The 18,242-nt window shown below is 68.1% G+C and carries 19 protein-coding genes; 7 read left to right on the top strand and 12 right to left on the bottom strand.

What is annotated here, in order from left to right; genetic code table 11:
* Positions 1 to 23 precede the first annotated feature (23 nt).
* Positions 24 to 515 (top strand): DoxX family protein, encoded by a 492-nt coding sequence (locus NN2_RS09615; protein ID WP_082856878.1) that lies wholly within the window; start codon positions 24 to 26, stop codon positions 513 to 515.
* On the opposite strand, the gene glgA is transcribed toward NN2_RS09615, so the two are convergent.
* The gene (glgA, locus tag NN2_RS09620) at positions 491 to 1,648 is read right to left on the bottom strand and encodes a glycogen synthase (protein WP_063012502.1); all 1,158 of its coding nucleotides are present in this window, start codon (positions 1,646 to 1,648) and stop codon (positions 491 to 493) included. The genes NN2_RS09615 and glgA overlap by 25 nt on opposite strands.
* A 171-nt stretch (positions 1,649 to 1,819) precedes the next feature.
* Here glgA and glgC point away from each other — a divergent pair, with 171 nt between their 5' ends.
* The gene (gene glgC / locus NN2_RS09625; RefSeq protein ID WP_063012344.1) at positions 1,820 to 3,034 is read left to right on the top strand and encodes a glucose-1-phosphate adenylyltransferase; all 1,215 of its coding nucleotides are present in this window, start codon (positions 1,820 to 1,822) and stop codon (positions 3,032 to 3,034) included.
* Between the two features lie 28 nt (positions 3,035 to 3,062).
* Here the strand turns inward: glgC and NN2_RS09630 are convergent, their stop codons facing one another.
* The 5 genes from NN2_RS09630 to NN2_RS09650 all read right to left on the bottom strand — a co-directional run bounded on the left by NN2_RS09630 (position 3,063) and on the right by NN2_RS09650 (position 7,525).
* Positions 3,063 to 3,311, bottom strand: coding sequence for a hypothetical protein (locus tag NN2_RS09630; RefSeq protein ID WP_030514899.1), 249 nt, complete (start codon positions 3,309 to 3,311; stop codon positions 3,063 to 3,065).
* A 129-nt stretch (positions 3,312 to 3,440) separates the two neighbouring features.
* Positions 3,441 to 5,099, bottom strand: coding sequence for an ABC transporter permease (locus NN2_RS09635; RefSeq protein ID WP_082856866.1), 1,659 nt, complete (start codon positions 5,097 to 5,099; stop codon positions 3,441 to 3,443).
* Positions 5,096 to 6,061, bottom strand: coding sequence for an ABC transporter ATP-binding protein (locus tag NN2_RS09640; RefSeq protein ID WP_063012346.1), 966 nt, complete (start codon positions 6,059 to 6,061; stop codon positions 5,096 to 5,098). The genes NN2_RS09635 and NN2_RS09640 overlap by 4 nt, the downstream gene beginning before the upstream one ends.
* 24 nt (positions 6,062 to 6,085) lie before the next feature.
* On the bottom strand, positions 6,086 to 6,739 hold the full coding sequence (locus NN2_RS09645) for a TetR/AcrR family transcriptional regulator (protein ID WP_063012348.1): 654 nt from the start codon (positions 6,737 to 6,739) through the stop codon (positions 6,086 to 6,088).
* Positions 6,740 to 6,886: 147 nt separating this feature from the next.
* A complete protein-coding gene (locus NN2_RS09650; RefSeq protein ID WP_104364296.1) occupies positions 6,887 to 7,525 on the bottom strand; it encodes an O-methyltransferase in 639 nt (212 codons plus the stop codon).
* A 215-nt stretch (positions 7,526 to 7,740) separates the two neighbouring features.
* Here NN2_RS09650 and sigE point away from each other — a divergent pair, with 215 nt between their 5' ends.
* The 5 genes from sigE to NN2_RS09675 all read left to right on the top strand — a co-directional run bounded on the left by sigE (position 7,741) and on the right by NN2_RS09675 (position 12,047).
* Positions 7,741 to 8,583, top strand: coding sequence for an RNA polymerase sigma factor SigE (gene sigE / locus NN2_RS09655; RefSeq protein WP_063012350.1), 843 nt, complete (start codon positions 7,741 to 7,743; stop codon positions 8,581 to 8,583).
* 65 nt (positions 8,584 to 8,648) lie between these two features.
* On the top strand, positions 8,649 to 9,038 hold the full coding sequence (locus NN2_RS09660) for an anti-sigma factor (protein ID WP_030514893.1): 390 nt from the start codon (positions 8,649 to 8,651) through the stop codon (positions 9,036 to 9,038).
* Positions 9,023 to 10,597 carry a S1C family serine protease gene (locus NN2_RS09665; protein ID WP_063012352.1) on the top strand — a complete coding sequence of 525 codons (1,575 nt, stop codon included), beginning with the start codon at positions 9,023 to 9,025 and terminating at the stop codon, positions 10,595 to 10,597. Before NN2_RS09660 ends, NN2_RS09665 begins: the two co-directional genes overlap by 16 nt.
* A gap of 9 nt (positions 10,598 to 10,606) precedes the next feature.
* Positions 10,607 to 11,071 carry a Sec-independent protein translocase protein TatB gene (gene tatB, locus NN2_RS09670; protein ID WP_063012354.1) on the top strand — a complete coding sequence of 155 codons (465 nt, stop codon included), beginning with the start codon at positions 10,607 to 10,609 and terminating at the stop codon, positions 11,069 to 11,071.
* 139 nt (positions 11,072 to 11,210) lie between these two features.
* Entirely contained in the window at positions 11,211 to 12,047 is an 837-nt protein-coding gene (locus tag NN2_RS09675) for a hypothetical protein (RefSeq protein ID WP_030514890.1), read from the top strand.
* Between the two features lie 48 nt (positions 12,048 to 12,095).
* Here NN2_RS09675 and NN2_RS09680 read toward each other — a convergent pair whose 3' ends face one another.
* The 6 genes from NN2_RS09680 to dapE are packed head-to-tail and all read right to left on the bottom strand — an operon-like array spanning position 12,096 to position 18,233.
* The gene (locus tag NN2_RS09680; protein ID WP_030514889.1) at positions 12,096 to 13,019 is read right to left on the bottom strand and encodes a glucosyl-3-phosphoglycerate synthase; all 924 of its coding nucleotides are present in this window, start codon (positions 13,017 to 13,019) and stop codon (positions 12,096 to 12,098) included.
* A complete protein-coding gene (gene folP / locus NN2_RS38050) occupies positions 13,016 to 13,894 on the bottom strand; it encodes a dihydropteroate synthase (RefSeq protein ID WP_082856867.1) in 879 nt (292 codons plus the stop codon). Before folP ends, NN2_RS09680 begins: the two co-directional genes overlap by 4 nt.
* A 45-nt stretch (positions 13,895 to 13,939) precedes the next feature.
* The gene (locus NN2_RS09685) at positions 13,940 to 15,709 is read right to left on the bottom strand and encodes a long-chain-acyl-CoA synthetase (RefSeq protein ID WP_082856868.1); all 1,770 of its coding nucleotides are present in this window, start codon (positions 15,707 to 15,709) and stop codon (positions 13,940 to 13,942) included.
* Positions 15,710 to 15,750: 41 nt separating this feature from the next.
* A complete protein-coding gene (locus NN2_RS09690) occupies positions 15,751 to 16,317 on the bottom strand; it encodes an LOG family protein (protein ID WP_063012358.1) in 567 nt (188 codons plus the stop codon).
* A complete protein-coding gene (locus NN2_RS09695; RefSeq protein ID WP_063012360.1) occupies positions 16,311 to 17,114 on the bottom strand; it encodes an LOG family protein in 804 nt (267 codons plus the stop codon). The genes NN2_RS09690 and NN2_RS09695 overlap by 7 nt, the downstream gene beginning before the upstream one ends.
* 18 nt (positions 17,115 to 17,132) lie before the next feature.
* Positions 17,133 to 18,233: a succinyl-diaminopimelate desuccinylase gene (dapE, locus tag NN2_RS09700; RefSeq protein WP_063012362.1), complete on the bottom strand. Its 1,101-nt coding sequence runs from the start codon at positions 18,231 to 18,233 to the stop codon at positions 17,133 to 17,135.
* Between the last annotated feature and the right edge of the window lie 9 nt (positions 18,234 to 18,242).

Below are 18,242 nucleotides of genomic sequence, written 5' to 3' on the forward strand. Positions count from 1 at the left end.
CCATCATCAGCCAGGAGGCAGCCATGCGCAGTCTTTCCCGCTCCGCGCCGGACGGTACGACCACGTCGGCCGGCACCATCGGACGCCTTGCCCGCCCACCCGTGCTCGCGATCGCCGACGGCCGCTACCGCACCGTCGGTTATCGGGTCGCCACCGCGGCCATTGTCGCCGAGTCCGGGGTGGGCGGCGTCTGGGATCTCGCCCGCATCCCTTTCGTGACCGATGTGGTCACCCAGCTCGGGTACCCACGCTATTTCCTGGTGTTGCTCGGCGTGTGGAAGATCCCGGCCGCGATCGTGCTGGCCGCTCCCCGGCTCCCACTGTGCAAGGAATGGGCTTATGCCGGAACGTTTTTCGTCTACACCGGCGCGATCGCCTCACATCTGGTCACCGGTTACGCCCGCGCGGAGGTCGGGATTCTGAGCGTCATGACCGCGCTGACCGTCACGTCCTGGGCGCTACGGCCCGCCGACCGTTGCCTGCCCGGCCGTCAACCCTTGCGGATGCGGTCGTAGAGGTCGGTCGTGCGGGCGGCGACCTGCGCCCAGCTGAATTCGGCCGTCGCGCGTGCCCGGCCGGCCGCCCCGAACCGCGCCGCGGTCTCCGCGTCCCCGGCGAGGTCGTTCACCAGGTCGGCGAGGTCTCGTTCGAAGTCGCGCGGCGCCTGCGGGTCGTAATGCGCCAGTCGTCCGGTCTGCCCGTCGAGAACCACCTCCGGAATCCCGCCGACATCCGAGGCGACCACCGCGGTACCGCAGGCCATCGCCTCCAGATTCACGATCCCGAGCGGCTCGTACACCGAGGGGCAGATGAAAACGCTTGCGGCGGAAAGGATCTGGCGCACCTGCTCGGTCGGCAACATATCGCGGACCCAGAACACGCCGCCGCGTGTCGCCGCGAGTTCGCGCACCGCCGCGGCCGCCTCGGCCTCCAACTGCGGCGTATCCGGTGCGCCGGCGCACAGCACCAGCTGAATCCCCGGGTCGATATCGCGCGCCGCGGCGAGCAGGTGGGCGACCCCCTTCTGCCGGGTGATGCGGCCGACGAACGCCGCGATCGGCGCATCGTCGCGTACCCCCAATTCTGCGAGGACATCGCGGGCCTCGGGCACCGGCCCGCCCGGGAACCAGGCCCGCGTGTCGATCCCGTTGTGCACGACGTGTACTCGCCCGGGGTCGACGGTCGGGTAGGCATCGAGCACATCGTGGCGCATGCCCTCGCTGACCGCGATCACCGCATCGGCATTCTCCATGGCGGTGCGCTCCGACCACGACGACAACCGGTAACCGCCGCCCAGTTGTTCGGCCTTCCACGGCCGGCGCGGTTCCAGCGAATGCGCGGTGAGGACGTGCGGGATGCCGTACAGACTCGCGGCCAGATGTCCGCCGAGCCCGGTGTACCAGGTGTGGGAGTGAACCACGTCGACCGCGCCGACGGCATCGGCCATACGCAACTGCGCCGACATCATCTGCAGGGCGGAATTGGCGGCGTAGAGCATCGGATCGGGCTGATGGACCACCGCATCACCGCGTTCGGCGCCCATGCAGTGCACCGTCACGTCGCACAGCCGGCGCAACTGCGGGACCAGTTCGGTCACGTGTACTCCGGCCCCGCCGTACACCTCGGGGGGATATTCGCGGGTCAACATCGCGACCCGGAGCCGGTCGGGGTCGGCAGGCGATATCGGCTCGCGGCCGCCATCCGCGAAACTCACCGGTCCAACCTAATCGGTACGCCCCCGCCCCACCACACCTGCCCGGCCACGCCGGAGTGAACCGGCATCGGACACGCCGTGGCCTGGGACGGTAGGTTGAATTCCGTGAGGAGCCAGCCGCACGTACTCGGAGTAGTGCTAGCCGGTGGTGAGGGCAAACGACTCTTTCCCCTCACCAAGGACCGCGCCAAGCCGGCGGTCCCGTTCGGGGGCGCGTACCGCCTGATCGACTTCGTCCTCTCCAACCTCGTCAACGCCGGTTATCTGCGCATCTGTGTGCTGACCCAGTACAAATCGCATTCCCTGGACCGGCACATCTCGCAGACCTGGCGGCTGTCCGGCTTCGGCGGCGAATACATCACTCCGGTCCCGGCCCAGCAGCGGCTGGGACCGCGCTGGTATACCGGCAGCGCCGACGCGATCATGCAGTCGCTGAATCTGATCTACGACGAGGACCCCGACTACATCGTGGTGTTCGGCGCCGACCACGTCTATCGCATGGATCCCGAACAGATGGTCGCCCATCACATCGATTCCGGTGCGGGGGTGACCGTGGCGGGGATCCGGGTGCCGCGCAGCGAGGCCAGCGCCTTCGGCTGTATCGATTCCGACGAATCGGGCCGCATCACGCAATTTCTGGAGAAACCGGTCCATCCGCCCGGCACACCCGACGATCCGAATATGACCTTCGCCTCGATGGGCAATTACGTCTTCACCACGAAGGTGCTCGTCGACGCGATCCGCGCCGATGCCGACGATGTCGATTCCGATCACGACATGGGTGGCGACATCATCCCGGCGCTGGTCTCCCAGGGGCAGGCCGGTGTCTACGATTTCGCGCGCAACGACGTTCCCGGTTCCACCGACCGCGACCGCGGCTACTGGCGCGACGTCGGGACGATCGACGCCTTCTACGCGGCCCATATGGATCTGGTATCGGTGCACCCGATCTTCAATCTCTACAACAAGCACTGGCCCATTCGAGGCACGGCCGAGAATCTGGCACCGGCGAAATTCGCGCAGGGCGGGCTCGCCCAGGAGTGCATCGTGGGCGCGGGCAGCATCCTGTCCGCGGCGACGGTCCGCAATTCGGTGCTGAGCTCGAATGTGTTCATCGAGGACGGGGCGACCGTGGAGGGCAGTGTGCTCATGCCCGGAGTGCGGATCGGCCGCGGCGCGGTGGTGCGGCACGCGATCCTGGACAAGAACGTGATGGTCGGCGAGGGCGAGATCATCGGCGTCGATCTGGACCGCGACCGCGAGCGGTTCGCGGTGAGCAACGGCGGCGTGGTCACCGTCGGCAAGGGCGTCTGGGTCTGAGCCCCCGATGTCGGGGTGAGCAACCGGCTCAGCGGCCCGGCATCGGATACTGCGGCGGCGGGGCCGGTTCGGTGACGCCCGGACTTTCCGGCGTGTAGCAGAACGGCGCACAGGTACCGTGCGGCACTCTCGGATATCTCGACGGATCGTCGAACTTGTCGTCACTGACCAGCAGCATCACCAGCAGTGCCACGAAGACCGCCGCGCCGAGGCTGACGAGAGCCAGGACCAGCCACCCGCGAGGCGCGACCTCGATCAGGATTCCGCGCTCGTACACTCCCCGCCTCCCGGTACCGCCGAATTACCCACTGTGCCAATGGTATCGGCAGTCCGGTGGTACCGGCCACGGAAAGTGCCGCCCGGCGCTCCGGGAGAGGAGCGACCGGGCGGCGAAATACCTTGCGGATCAGCGCAGATCGCGTCGGCGCCAGCCCGCGAGTCCGACCGCGGTGATCACCGCCGCGAGCACCAGCAGCACGATCACCGGCATCGCGCGGAAGTCCTCCGCCGGCAGTTTCGGCAAATGACCGTAGGGGTTGAGGTCCAGAACCCATTGCGGCATACCGGAGATCGAGCCGAGCAGATAGATCGCCACCCCCGCGGTGAACACACCCCACGCCACCGGGGTCCAGCGCGGCAGCAGTCCGAACAGCAGCACGGTGATCGCGGTGAACACCCACACCGCGGGAATCTGGATCATCGCCGCTTCCAGCGCCTGCGGGAACTTGCCGCCCATATCCGACGCGGCGATCCCGTAGGACAGGCCGCCGATCACGCCGGAGGCGAACAGCGCCACCACCGGACCACCGAAGGCGAAGATCAGATGGCTTGCGGCCCAGCGAATTCGGCCGACGGCGCCGGTGAGCACGGTTTCGGCGCGATCGTCGCTCTCCTCCGCGTACATCCGCAGCGCGGCAGAGATCGAGAAGGCCGCCGCGCCCAGGCCGACCATCGAGAAGGCGGTGTTCAGGAAGGCCTGTTCCACCCCCTGCGAACCGCCGAGCCGGGCGATGATGTCGCGGACGGTCTGGCTGGAGCCGATCTCGTCGCCGATGCCGTGAACCACGCTGCCGATGATCAGGCCGTAGAGCGCGAGCCCGACCGTCCACGCCGCCAGAGTGCCGCGCTGCAACCGCCAGGCCAGCCCGAACGGCCCGCTCAGCAGGGCCGATCCGGCGGTGGGACCGGGCCGGTCGGCGATCAGTCCGGCCCCCATGTCGCGCCGCCGCAGCAGCGTGTAGGCGACCGCGACCAGCACGACAGTGGTCACCGCATGCAGCAGCAGCACCCACCAGCGATCGCCCGCGAAGGGGCGGACCTGCAGCGACCAGCCCTGCGGCGACAGCCAGGTCAGGATGTCGGTCGGACCGTCTCCGGCCCGCGCGTCACCGATGGCGCGCAGGGTGAAGGTCACCGCGAGCACCGCCAGCGCGATGCCGCGGGCCAGCCGGGCACTCGCACTCAGCTGCGCGGCGACCGCGGCGACGGCCGCGAAGACGATGCCCGAGGCCCCCAGCGCCGCGCCGAAGGCCAGCGAGCCGTCGAACGGCACTCCCGCCGAGGCGATGCTCAGCGTCGCGACGATTCCGACCGCCACGCAGGCGGCACAGGTCAGCAGCAGGGTCGCGGTCAGGGCGGCGAAGCGGCCCACCCGAGTCGAGGCGAGCAGCTCCTCGCGTCCCGTCTCCTCCTCGGCGCGGGTGTGCCGGATGACGGTGAGGATGGTAGCGATGCCGATCAGGGTGTAGAACGCCCCTGCCTTCCACACGCCGGCCGCACCGATGCTGGTGTTGTAGATCGGGCCGTACAACGCCAGCTGCGCCGGACTGGACAGGATGGTGTGCGCGAAATTCTGCAGATCGGCCGGCGACGAGTACAGATTCTTCACGCTGGAGACGTAGACGCTGCCCAGCGGCGCCGAGAGCAGCAGCACCCACAGCGGCAATACGATGCGGTCCCGCCGCAGATACAGGCGCAGCAGCTGCCCGGTGCCGGTGAAATCCGAGGACCGAGTGGAGCGTTCGGCGAATCCGCCGTGCGGGCGGTCGAGGGTCGCGGTGGTCATTTCGTCGCCTCGCTCAATGCCTGCTCGTCTCGCGACGCGGAGGTGTGCGCGGGTCGCCGGGCATCGGCCGGCGCGTCGCCGTCGAGCGAATAGTGGCGCAGGAACAGCTCTTCCAGCGTCGGCGGCTGACTCACGAGGCTGCGCACTCCGGCGGCGCCGAGCACCCGGATCAGTTCGCCGAGATGTTCGCTGTCGACCTGGCAGTGCAGGGTGTGGTCCTCGATCGTGACGTCCTCGACGCCCGCGATGGCGCCGATATCGCCCGGGTCGCCGATGAGTTCGGCCTTGATGGACGTGCGGCTGAGATGACGCATCTCGGCCAGAGTGCCGCTCTCGACGGTTTTACCGGCGCGGATGATCGTGACCCGATCGCACAGCGCCTCCACCTCGGAGAGGATGTGGCTCGACAGCAGCACGGTAGCGCCGCGCTCGGCCGCCTCTCGCGCGCATTCGCGAAAGACCTGTTCCATCAACGGATCCAGGCCCGAGGTCGGTTCGTCGAGCAACAGCAGTCGCGCGTTCGAGGAGAACGCGGAGACGAGTGCGACCTTCTGCCGGTTGCCTTTGGAGTATGCGCGCGCCTTCTTGCGCGGATCGAGTTCGAAACGCTCGATCATCTCGGCGCGGCGCGCGGTATCGATGCCGCCGCGCATCCGCGCCAGCAGATCGATCGTCTCCCCGCCAGACAGCGACGGCCACAGCGTGACATCGCCCGGAACGTAGGCGATATCGCGATGCAACTCGACCGCATCGGTCCACGGATCGCGCTCGAGCACCCGGGCCTGCCCCGAGGTGCGCGCCAGGATGCCGAGCAGAATGCGGATGGTGGTCGACTTGCCGGCCCCGTTGGGCCCGAGGAAGCCGTGCACCTCTCCCTCGGCGACCTCGAGGTCGAGGCCGTCCAGGGCGCGTACCGATCCGAAATGCTTGTGCAGCTTCCGGACCTCGATTGCCGATGACATCGAATCTCCTTGTGAGATAAGGGTTCACATTTCGGCGAGCAACGAGTCGAGCACCGAGGAATCGGCGAACAGGCCGTGGGTGTTGGCCTCGACGGCCGGCAGCATCATCTGGTCGGCATACTCGCGCAACGCTTTTCGAAAGTCGAGCTTTCCTTCGTGGCGGGCGGCGTAGAGCTGCAGGAAGAAGAAGAATCCGCCGCCGTTCTGCACCGCCAGATAGTTCGCCGTCGCCGATACATCCCTGGGCCGGCGCAGGGTGCCGGCCTCGATACCGACCTCGAGATAGGACTCCACGTCCGCGCGCATCTGGTCGAACAGCGAGGTCATCAGCGTTCCGCCGGCCTGGAAGCTGCGCATCAGATACGCGGTGTAGGGCGCGAACTCCTCGATTTCGGCGAGGGCCTTCAGGGTCGAATTCGGCGAGGGCTGCTGGACGTATTCCGTCTTCGCGGCCCGGATGACGGCACGTACGTGCTCGTCACACGCCTCGCGCAGGCCGTCCTTGGAACCGAAGTGGTGATTGACGAGGCCGGGCGAAACCCCCGCCGCCTTGGCGATGGCCCGCACCCCGACCCCGAATCCCTCTTCGCCGAAGACGCCGATCGCCGCGTCCCGGATCCGGGCGGGCGTGCTCAGATCCGAGGCGGATCCTTCCGATACGGCTGCTCCCTTAAACACATGTTCAATATACTAAACACTCGTTCAATCCGCACGCAAGACTCGGCCCGTGACAAATTTCGGAAGCCGAACGCGCAGGTAGATAGCTTTCAGCGAGCTATTTCCGGAACCGGCTCGATCGAACCGCCGGACCACGGGGAGCGGCGACTAGCCGCGCGAGGCGCAGAGCAGTCCGTCTCCGACCGGGATCAGCACGCTGGTCAGGGCGGGGTCCTCGGCCACGGCCCGGGTCGCCGCCCGCACCGCCTGGGTCGCGGCGTCGCGCTGCGCCGGATCGGGCACCCGCCCGCCCAGCAGCGCGTTGTACATCAGCACCGCCCCGCCCTCGCGCAGCAAACGTACGGCCTGCTCGACGTATTGCGGATGCTCGAGCGGGGCTGCGTCGATGAACACCAGGTCGTAGGCGCCGTCGGCAAGCCGGGGCAGCACGTCCAGAGCGCGGCCGTTGATCAGCCGGGTGCGCGCGGGCGCGACATCGGCCGCGCGGAAGGCGTCCTTGGCCGCACGCTGATGCTCCGGCTCGGAGTCGATCGTGGTCAGCGTCCCGTCCTCGCGCATGCCGTCGAGCAGCCACAGGCCGCTGATTCCGGCGCCGGTGCCGACCTCGACCACCGCTCGGGCGCCGAGCAGCTGGGCGTACATGCTGAGCAGCGCTCCCACCGACGGCGGCACCGGCGCGGCGCCCAGTTCGGTGGCCCGCTCCCGCGCGGCGATGAGGATCTCGTCCTCGACCACGGATTCCTCCACGTAGGCGAGGTTGCGCTGCAGGGCCGATGCCGCTGGGATGTGGCTCACGAATATGAGGCTAACGGCGTGGCTGTCCGGTTGCGCTACGACGGCCGGTGTTTTTCTCAGGTGTCCCTCAGCCTCCCCATACCACCGGCACATCGGGAACCGCCAGAGTATTGACCAAGCAAGGGCCGGCCGACCGCCGGACGGCGCCCGGGAACACCGGACTCGGGTCCGGGGTTGTACCCGGTACGCGACGACCACCAGTCGTCGTGCGCCTTCCACGGTCCCGAGTAGGAGGTCACCCCATCCACAAGGTCGATGCGGCGCGCGAGTACGCCACCCTGCCCGAGTCGAGTCTGCCGATCGGCGTCTCGGCCGATTACGAGCTGCCCGCTGCCGCTCGTAGCGATGTCCGTACCGAAGTCGAAGTTCGTCCGGAAGCCGAAGTCGGTCCCGAAGCCCGGGCCGTCGTCGCGAACGGCGCCGACTTCGACGATACCGAATCCGTCGCGGGCGAGGCCGCGGACGACGACGCGCTCAGCGGTACCGCCGCCTTCGACGCCACCGGCGACCGCACCATGATGCCGACCTGGGACGAACTGGTCCGCGAGCACGCCGACCGGGTGTACCGCCTGGCCTACCGCCTGACCGGTGACCCGCAGGATGCCGAGGATCTGACCCAGGAGACGTTCATCCGGGTCTTCCGCTCGCTGCAGAACTACCAGCCCGGCACGTTCGAGGGCTGGCTGCACCGGATCACCACGAATCTGTTCCTCGACATGGTCCGCCGGCGCAACCGCATCCGGATGGAGGCGCTGCCCGAGGACTACGACCGGGTGCCGTCCGAAGGTCCCGGGCCCGAGCAGGTCTATCACGATGCCCGGCTGGATCCGGACCTGCAGCGGGCGCTCGACGCGCTGGCGCCGGAATTCCGCGCGGCCGTCGTGCTGTGCGATATCGAAGGTCTGTCCTACGAGGAGATCGGCGCTACCCTCGGTGTGAAGTTGGGTACCGTGCGCAGCCGGATCCACCGCGGCCGTCAGGCACTGCGGGAATACCTTGCGCATAATGGTTCTCAGCAGCGGTTCGCCGCTGAGGAGAAAGTCGGGTAAACAGCGGTGCAGCGCCGCGGCCGTGCCCGGCGAAGCTGTAGTCCGTCGGAAGGGTGTGCATCCGTATGACCGGCGAGGGTCGTTTCGCCCCCACCGAACACCTGGCCAATGAGGCCGTCGTCGCATATGTCGACGGCGAGCTGAGAATGAACGCCTATCTGCGCGCGGCCGAACATCTGTCCCGCTGCCCCGAATGCGCCGCCGAGGTCGAGGCGCAGCAGCAGGCCCGGGTGGCATTGCGCCGGGCGGCACAAATGCAGATTTCCGCGCCGACCGACCTGCAGGACACGCTGAGCAGAATTCCGCTGGCCGACCTGACCGGACGTAGCACCGAAGATATGTCGCGCGGCGCGAGTTTCCTCGGGCTGCGGGCGGATTCGTTCCGTTTCGCTTCCTCCTCGAATCGAGAAATGGGATTCGAGAGCAGGCGGTGGACGGGATGGTGGCGCAAGTAGAGTTTGCGAACGTGACCACCGAATCGACGCCGTCCGCTTCATCGGATTCGGCGGCCAGGGGGAACCTGAGGCCGTCGGACGCGCCCGTGCTGGGGCCGCGCCCGGTGTACCGCCCGGATATCGATAAGCACACCGCCCGCGCTTTCCGCCGCCCCGAGGGGCAGGCCGGATCCTTCGCATCGCACACCCAGGCCGCGTCCGCGCCGCGCCACGACAGTCCCGAATTGGTCAATCGCCCGCCGGACGCGGTGCTGGCCGAGGCCTTCGGCCGGCCCGCGGGTTCGGACGAGCGCCTGCAGCGCGATCCGGACGCCGCAACCGACACGCCCGATAGCGGCGCACCGGTCGATCCCTGGCGCGATCCCGCCGCCGCGGCCCGTCTCGGTGATCCCGCCATCCACACCCCCGCCCCGCAGCCGCTGCCGCCGGGTACCAAACTCGGCGCTCGCGAGGTGCTGTTCGGCGGCAGGGTAGCGCCCAAGGCATTGGCCGTCCTGGGTGTGGTCGCCCTGATCATCGGCGTGCTCGGCGGCCTGGTGGGCCGGTTCACGGCCGAGAACACCGGGGCGCTGACCTCGCGCAAGATCGCGCTGCAGCAGGAGAGCAACACCGACAAACCGCACAGTCAGGTCGCCAAGGTGGCCGACGCGGTACTGCCCTCGGTCGTCTCGATCCGCGAGACCGTCGGCGACAACGGCGCCCTCGGTTCGGGCGTGGTCATCGACGGCGACGGCTATATCGTCACCAACAATCACGTCATCTCGATGGCGGCACAGGACAAAAGCGGGCGGGCCAAGATCCAGGCCACCTTCTCCGACGGCACCAGGGCACCGGCCCGGCTGGTCGGCCGCGACCCGAAGACCGACCTCGCGGTCCTGAAGGTCGACGTCAAGAACCTCACCGTGGCCCGGCTCGGGAAGTCGAGCGATGTGCAGGTCGGTGACGACGTGCTGGCCATCGGCTCACCGCTGGGCCTGAGCAAGACCGTCACCTCCGGCATCGTCAGCGCGTTGCATCGCGCGATCCAGGAGAGCCCGGAGGCCGGCGACGACACCGCCGGCGCCTTCGACGCCGTGCAGACCGATGCCGCGATCAACCACGGCAACTCCGGCGGCGCCCTGGTCGACGGCGAGGGCCGGCTGATCGGGATCAACACCGCCATCCGCAGCGAGAGCGGCGGATCGGTCGGCCTCGGCTTCGCGATTCCGGTGGATCTGGTGCAGCGGGTGTCGCAGACGCTGATCCGCGACGGTGTGATGTACCACCCGTGGCTCGGCGTGAGCGCGAAGACCAAGCAGGTCGAGAACGACGTCATGAGCGGCGCCGCGGTGGCCGATGTGGTCGGCAACAGCCCGGCCGCCAAGGCGGGTATCGCCGAGGGCGACGTGATCGTCAAGGTGGGTGATCGGCAGGTCACCGAACCGGCCGAACTCACCGTCGCCGTCCAGTCCCACCAGATCGGCGAGACGGTGAATTTCCAACTGATCCGCGACGGCCGTCAGGTCGATGTGCCGGTGACGCTGGAATCCGATAAGAACGCCCCGCAAGCACCCCAGTAGCCTGGTCTTATGTTCAATATCGGCTGGCCCGAGATGGTGATCCTGGTGGTCGCCGCGCTGGTGATTCTCGGCCCGGAACGGCTGCCGGGGGCGATTCGCTGGACCGCGCAGAGTCTGCGTCAGGTCCGCGACTACGCCTCCGGCGCCACCAGCCAGCTGCGCAACGATCTGGGACCCGAGCTCGACGAACTGCGCAAACCACTCGAAGAGCTCAACGAGCTGCGCAAACCACTCGAAGGTCTGCGCGGTATGACGCCGCGGTCGATGGTCACCAAGCACCTCTTCGACGGTGACGATTCGCTGTTCACCGGCACCTTCGGGGCAGCCAATCCGGGCAACGGCTCGTCCGGCGATTCCGGCACCTCACAGACCGGCTCGCCGAATTCTGTGACCGCACCCAGCTATTCGGTGCCCGAGCCGCCGAAACCGCTCGACCGCAACGAAAAACCGCCGATCGATTTCGACGCCACCTGACCGAAAAGCACTGATAGCACCCATTACGGACCGTCCGATCCGGCCCAAATGCCCGGTGCGCTCGATGGATTCGGCCCCCGCGGCGGATTCGTCAACCGGACTAGACACATCCGGCTGTCGAGCTATCTAGACTTCGCACATGTCAGCCGACGAGGTGGCACGGGTGTTCGCGATCGAAGACAAGGTCGAACGCCTCAAGGCTGCCACCGAAGGGGTCGCGGCGGCCCAGCAGACCATCAACGAGCTCACCCGCATCCGCCGAGCGGTGATCAGGGAGTTGCACGCCGAGGGCTGGACCTTCGCCAGGATCGGTGCGGCAGCAGGACTTTCACGCGCCCGGATTCACCAGGTCAGCACCCAGGGCCCGGTGCCGGAGGGCCTGTTCTTCGGGCACGGACCACTCACCGTGCTCACCCCGGACCTGCGCGCGGTCACACGCGCCACGCCGCTGATCGGCGCGCCGGATGCCGCCGCCCCGCACCGGCTGGCAGAACTGTTGCGACAGCTGGGATTCACCGTCACGGTCGAACGATTCCTCCCCGGACGTCCCCTGAATCTCGACCGCGAGGGCCTGATCGTGCTCGGCGGGCCCGAATTGTCGCCCAGTCTGCGCTATCTGGTGTCGGCCGATCCGCGGCTGCGCCGGACCCTGGCTCGGGCCGGGCGGGTCCGCCGCGCGATCGAGGACCGGGCCGCCCGCCGGATCTACCGGCCGGGCGGCACCGAACCCTACGACATCGCCTATCTGGCGCGCCTGCCCCGCCCCGACGGCCACGGAACCATTCTCGTCATCGACGGACTACATCCGCCCGGATCGCTGGGCGCGATACGGCTTCTCGGAACACGGCTGGCGACTCTGCACGAACGCGCCGACACCCGCGCCTTCTCGACGGTGGTCGGCGTCCGCTACGACCGCCACACCGGCGAACCGATCGAAGTGGATCTGTTGACCCCGATCTACCGTCACGAACGCTGAGTTCTCGGCCTCCGCTTCGCTCCGGCGGGGTTTCGGCCCGTAGCGGATTCAGGCGGCAACCTCTTCGGGGCGCAGGGTGTTCATCGGCGGCCGATCCGCGAGATGCACATCGGTGGTCAATGCCGTGAATTCCTCACCGATCAGCGGGAATTGCGTCAATGCCGCACCCGAATCTCGAATTCCGCTGCGTCCCAGCACGGTTCCGAGAATCTGCCGGCTCATGACACCCAGATCCGACAGCGGACGATTGCGATGCGTGCGCACGCCCAGATTCACCTGGCCGATCGCCGAGAGGCCCAGCATGTCGAAAGTGTCCAGCAGCAGACCGATCTCCACACCGTATCCCGGGGCGAACGGCACCGCGGTCAACAGCTCGCGCGTTCCCGCGTACTCACCGCCCAAGGGCTGCAACACCTTCGACAGATCCGGACGCAACGCCGCCAGCAGCGGCCGCGCCACCAGTTCGGTCACCCGGCCACCACCGTGCTGCTCCACCGCCGCGCCCTGGCGCAGCGGCCGCCGGTAGTAGGCCTTCACCAGATGCATACCGTCCACGGTCAGCAGCGGACCCAGCAGTTTCGGCACGAACATCGGATCGGGATCGATCAGATCCGAATCGACGAACGCCACCAGGTCGCCGGAGGTCGCGGCCAGCGAGCGCCACAGCACCTCGCCCTTGCCGGGCACCGGCTCCAGTTCGGGCACGGCCTGCTCGCGGGTCACCACCTGCGCCCCGGCCGCCCGGGCCCGCTCGGCCGTCGCGTCCACGGACCCGGAATCCAGCACCACCAATTCGTCGACCAGCGTGCCGAGCAGCGGCCGGATACTGGCCACCACATCGGCGACCGTGCGTTCCTCGTTCAATGCGGGCAGCACCACCGACACGGTGCGCCCATCCTTCGCGTCGACCAATTCGTCGATCGCCCACTGTGGTCGGTCCCACGTATTCGTGGCAGTCCAATCGAACGTCATACCAGACCTCGCAAGGTTCGTGCGGGGGGCCGGATGCCCTGAATCGCCGCGATCATGTCCACTACTCGCCGGGTTGCGGCGACCTCGTGAACTCGGAAGACCCGGGCGCCGGCCGCGGCCGCCCACGCGGTTGCCGCCAATGTCCCCTCCAATCGCTCGGAAAGTCCGACACCAAGAGTCTCTCCGATGAAATCCTTATTACTCAGCGCCATCAAGACCGGCCATCCGGTATTTACAAGAATGTCCACGGCCCGCAACAGTTCGAGCCCGTGATACGTGTTTTTCCCGAAATCGTGGGTCGGATCGATGAGAATCGCATCCGCCGCGACCCCTGCCGCGCGCGCCGCCTCGGCGGCCCGCACCAATGTGTCGGTGACCTCGGACACCACGTCGGCGTACCGGACCCGATGCGGGCGGGTGCGCGGCCGAGCGCCGCCGGTGTGGCTGCACACGATCCCCACGCCCAGTTCGGCGGCCACGCCCGCGAGCTGCGGATCCGCCCCGGCCCAGGTGTCGTTGATCAGATCCGCACCCTCGGCCACCGCCGCCCGCGCCACCTCACTGCGCCAGGTGTCCACACTGATCAACAGGTCCGGATAGCGGGCACGGATGGCCGCCACGAACGGCACCACGCGCCGCGCCTCCGCCACGGCGTCGACCTCGTCGCCCGGCCCGGCCTTCACCCCGCCGATGTCGACCAGATCCGCCCCCTCGGACACGGCGCGCGCCACCGCGGCCATCGCGGCGTCGTCGGAGAAGGTGGCGCCCCGGTCGTAGAAGGAATCGGGGGTTCGGTTGACGATCGCCATCACCAGCGCCCGATCCGTCGCCACCGGCTTACCGCACAGGGTGGACAGCGGTGACGCAGAACTCATGGAGGTGAGTCTAATTGCCGGGCCGTCGGCGCCCTCGGACACGACCTAGCCTCGGGGTGCGGTACCGGCCGCCACCTCGTCGGGATAGCTCGGGTAGAACGGCACATATCCCTGGTCGCGGCCCTTCAGCGCATAGACCTCGGTCGAATCGTCCGGGGTGAATCCCTGCTTGCGCAGGTCCACCTTGCGGCTCTTGAAGGTCGACGTGGTCTCCAGTTCGGGCACCACGCGGACGAACAGCGGCACCGCATATCCGGGCAGGCGGTCGTAGAGCTGAGCGGCCAGGCCGGAGCCGTCGAAGGCGGCGCCGGCGGCGAGGGTCACCGCGGCCATCCCCGCCTTGCCGTCGGCTCCGGGCACGTCCACGCCGTACACCACCGCCTCGGTGATACCGGGCGCGCCGTCGAAGGCGCCCTCGACTTCGGTGGTCGCGACGTTCTCGCCCTTCCAGCGGAAGGTGTCGCCGAGGCGGTCGACGAAGGCGATGTGGCGCCAATGCTGGTCGCGCACAAGATCTCCGGTGTCGAACCAGCAGTCGCCCTCGTCGAATGCGTTGCGCACCAACTTCGATTCGGTCGCCGACTTGTCTGTGTAGCCGTCGAACGGGGAACGGTCGGTGACCTTCGCCAGCAGCAGGCCCACACCGCCGGAGGCAACCTTGCGCAGTCGCCCGTCGGGGTATCGCCGCGCCTTGCCGGTCTCCTCGTCGAATTCCACCACGGCGTAGGGCAGCGGCCCGAATCCGGCGGTGCGGTCCACGCCGAAGGCGTTGATGAAGGCGATATTTCCCTCACTCGCGCCGTAGAACTCCACCACCCGGCCGATGCGGAAGCGCCGCCGGAATTCGTCCCACAACTCCGCGCGCAGGCCGTTGCCGACGGCCAGCCGCACCGAATGTTCGTGTTCGCGAGACGATTCCGGCTGGTTGAGCAGATAGCGGCAGAGCTCGCCGATGTAGATGAAGGCCGTCGACCTGGTCGCGATGACCTCGCTCCAGAAGTTCGACACCGAGAATTTGCGTCCCAGCGCCAACGTCGCGCGCGAGCCGAGCACCGCGCCGAGCGCGACGGTCAGCGCGTTGTTGTGATACAGCGGCAGGCAGCAGTACATGGTGTCGCCACCACGCAGGCGGATGCCCAGACCGCCCAGCCCGGCCATACTCTTCGTCCAGCGCAGATGGGTCATCACGCTGGCCTTCGGCAAGCCCGTCGTGCCGGAGGTGAAGATCAGGAACGCACGCTCCCGGGCACGAATATCGGCGCACACCTCCGGGTCCGCCGGATCGGCGTCGCGGGCCAGTTCCCGCAGTTCCTCGGAATACAGCAGATTCGGCGGCGGCTCGGGCAGCGAGCGCACCGCGTCCTCGCATTCCTCGCCGATCACGTTGACCGCGCTGTCGAGCAGACCGAAGCTGTGGGCGAGCACCTGTTCGCGCTGATTGTGATTGAGCAGTCCGACGGTCGCGCCCAGCTTCGCCGTCGCCAGTACCACGAACAGCGTGTCGGGGCGGTTGGTCATCAGCACGCCCACCACATCGCCGCGGCGCACACCGCGCTGCGCCAGCACCTGCGCGAAGCAGTTCACCTCGGTATTGGCCTCGCCGTAGGTGTATTCGCGACCCTCGAAGCGCAGGAACGGCCGATTGGGATACCGCCGTGCCGCCTTCTGGAAGTACAGCCCGACCGAGGATTTGTCGTCGGCGCGCACGAGCATGCCGGTGGCGCCGCGCAGCATGCCCGGCGTTTCCACCGCCATCGCGGGCAGCCTGCGCACCAGATCCCAGAGACTGATCGTGTTGCGGGCCTCGGTGCTCACATTCTCCTCCAACGGGTTCCGGTCGAGCGGTGTCGAATCGCTCAGGCAGTGCCGATGCGCGGCGCGGTCAGGGCTCGGAATGCGGATGCCACATCCGCGGTCACGGTAATCCGATCCAGTGCGGGCCGTCCGATGAATCCGGCCGCGCTCAGTTCGTCCAGCCACGCGAACAGCCCGCGGTAGTGGCCGTTCGGATCCAGCACCACCAGCGGCTTGCCGTGCAGTCCCAGATATCCGCCGGTCCACGCCTCGAAGAATTCCTCCAGCGTGCCGATTCCACCCGGCAGGGTCAGGAAGGCGTCGGCGCGATCCTCCATGATCTGTTTGCGTTCGCGCATGGTGTCGGTGACGATCAGCTCGTCGCTGTCCACATCGGCGACTTCCTGATGCACCAGACGTTTCGGGATCACGCCCGTGGTGCGAGCGCCCCCGGCGCGCGCGGCCACCGCCACCGCACCCATCATCGACACATGCCCGCCGCCGGAGACCAATTGCCAACCGCGCCGGGCGATTTCACTGCCCACCTCGGCGGCCAGCCGCAGCGCGTCCGGATCCGTGGCGCTGGCCGAACAGTAGACACACACCGCGAACGGCTGCCCGTTCACCACTTGTCCTCCGTCCCCGTGGACTCCTCGCCGCGGCGCGCGGCGGCCTGCAGCACGATGTCGATCAGCTCCTCCACACTGTCGGTCACGTGCAGCAGTCCCAGATCACCGGGCGAGATCTTGCCCGAGCCGGCCGGCGAATCCCGCAGCCAGTCGACCAGCCCCGCCCAGTACCGACTGCCGAAGAGGATGACCGGGAAGCGGGTGATCTTGTTGGTCTGCACCAGTGTGAGCGCCTCGAACAGCTCGTCCAGGGTGCCGAAGCCGCCGGGCAGGCAGATGAACGCCTGGGAATACTTGACGAACATCGTCTTGCGGGCGAAGAAGTAGCGGAAGTTGATACCGAGGTCGACCCATTCGTTGAGGCCCTGTTCCATCGGCAGTTCGATGCCGAGGCCCACGGAGTATCCGCCCGCCTCGCAGGCGCCGCGATTGGCCGCCTCCATCACGCCGGGGCCGCCGCCGGTGATCACCGCGAAACCGGCCTCGGCGAGCGCGGCGCCGATGGCCCGCGCCGCCTCGTATTCGGGGGTATCCACCTGCGTCCGCGCCGAACCGAAAACCGATACGGCCCTGGGTATTTCGGCGAGGGCGCCGAAGCCCTCCACGAATTCGCTCTGGATCCGGAGCACCCGCCATGGGTCGGTGTGCACCCAGTCGGTGGGTCCGCGGCCGTCGAGCAGATGCTGATCGGTGGTTCCGGTGCCCTGTTTGCGGGCCCGGCGCAACATGATCGGGCCCCTGAACTTCGGAGTGGACTTCGGTGATCTGGTCGGTGCGGGCTCGGACGCGGTGGACATGGGACCGAACCTACCGGTTCAGCCCTTGTGACCGGTCAGGTAGTTGCGCAGGATCTCGGTGACGACGGTGATCTGGCGGGTGGGTACGCGCTCGTCCACCTTGTGCGCCAGGTTGGGGTCGCCGGGCCCGAAATTGACCGCCGGAATGCCGCGAGCGGCGAATCGCGACACATCGGTCCAGCCGTATTTCGCGCGCACCCCGCCACCGCCGTGGGAATGGACGCGTTCCACCAGGTTCTTCGCGGCCGGCGCCGACAGACCCGGCAACGCGCCGGGCGCACCGTCGGTCCGCTCGAAGCTCACATCCAGTCCGTCGAACACCTCGCGCACATGCTCGGTCGCCTCGTCGAGGGTGCGATCGGGCGCGAACCGGAAGTTCACCAGCACCTCGGCCTCGTCGGGCACCACATTGCCGGCCACACCGCCCTCCACCTTCACCGCGGACAACCCCTCGCGGTACACGCAACCGTCGATGTCCACCTCGCGCGGCACGTAGTCGCGTAGCCGCTGCAGGACGGGCGCCAGCTTGTGAATGGCGTTGTCGCCCAGCCACGCTCGCGCGGTATGGGCGCGGGTGCCGCCGAGGCCGAGGCGGACGCGCAGGGTGCCCTGGCAGCCGGCCTCGATCCACGCGCCCGACGGTTCGCCGAGGATGGCCAGATCGCCGTCCAGCCATTCCGGCAGCTCGCGTTCGATGCGGCCGAGACCGTTGTATTCGGCGGCGATCTCCTCGCAGTCGTAGAAGATCAGGGTCAGATCGCAGACCGGGTCGGCGACGGTCGCGGCCAGGTGCAGGAAGACCGCGTCACCGGATTTCATGTCGACGCTGCCGCAGCCGAACAGCACTTCCTCACCGTCGATCGTCTCGAACCGGCCCGGCACGTTGTCGGCGATCGGCACGGTATCCAGGTGACCGGCCATGATCACCCGGTGCGGCAGCCCGCGATTCGTGCGAGCCAGCACGGTGTTGCCGTGCCGCAGCACCTCGAAGCCCTCGGTCTGCTCACGCAGGGCCCAGGCGACGGTGTCGGTGATCGCCGCCTCGTCGCGGGAGACGCTCGGGATGTCGACGAGGGTCGCGGTGATCGAGATCGGGTCGGCGCGCAGATCGATGGTCACCGGACCAGC

The sequence above is a fragment of the Nocardia nova NBRC 15556 genome, assembly GCF_001613005.1.
GTDB lineage: Bacteria > Actinomycetota > Actinomycetes > Mycobacteriales > Mycobacteriaceae > Nocardia > Nocardia nova.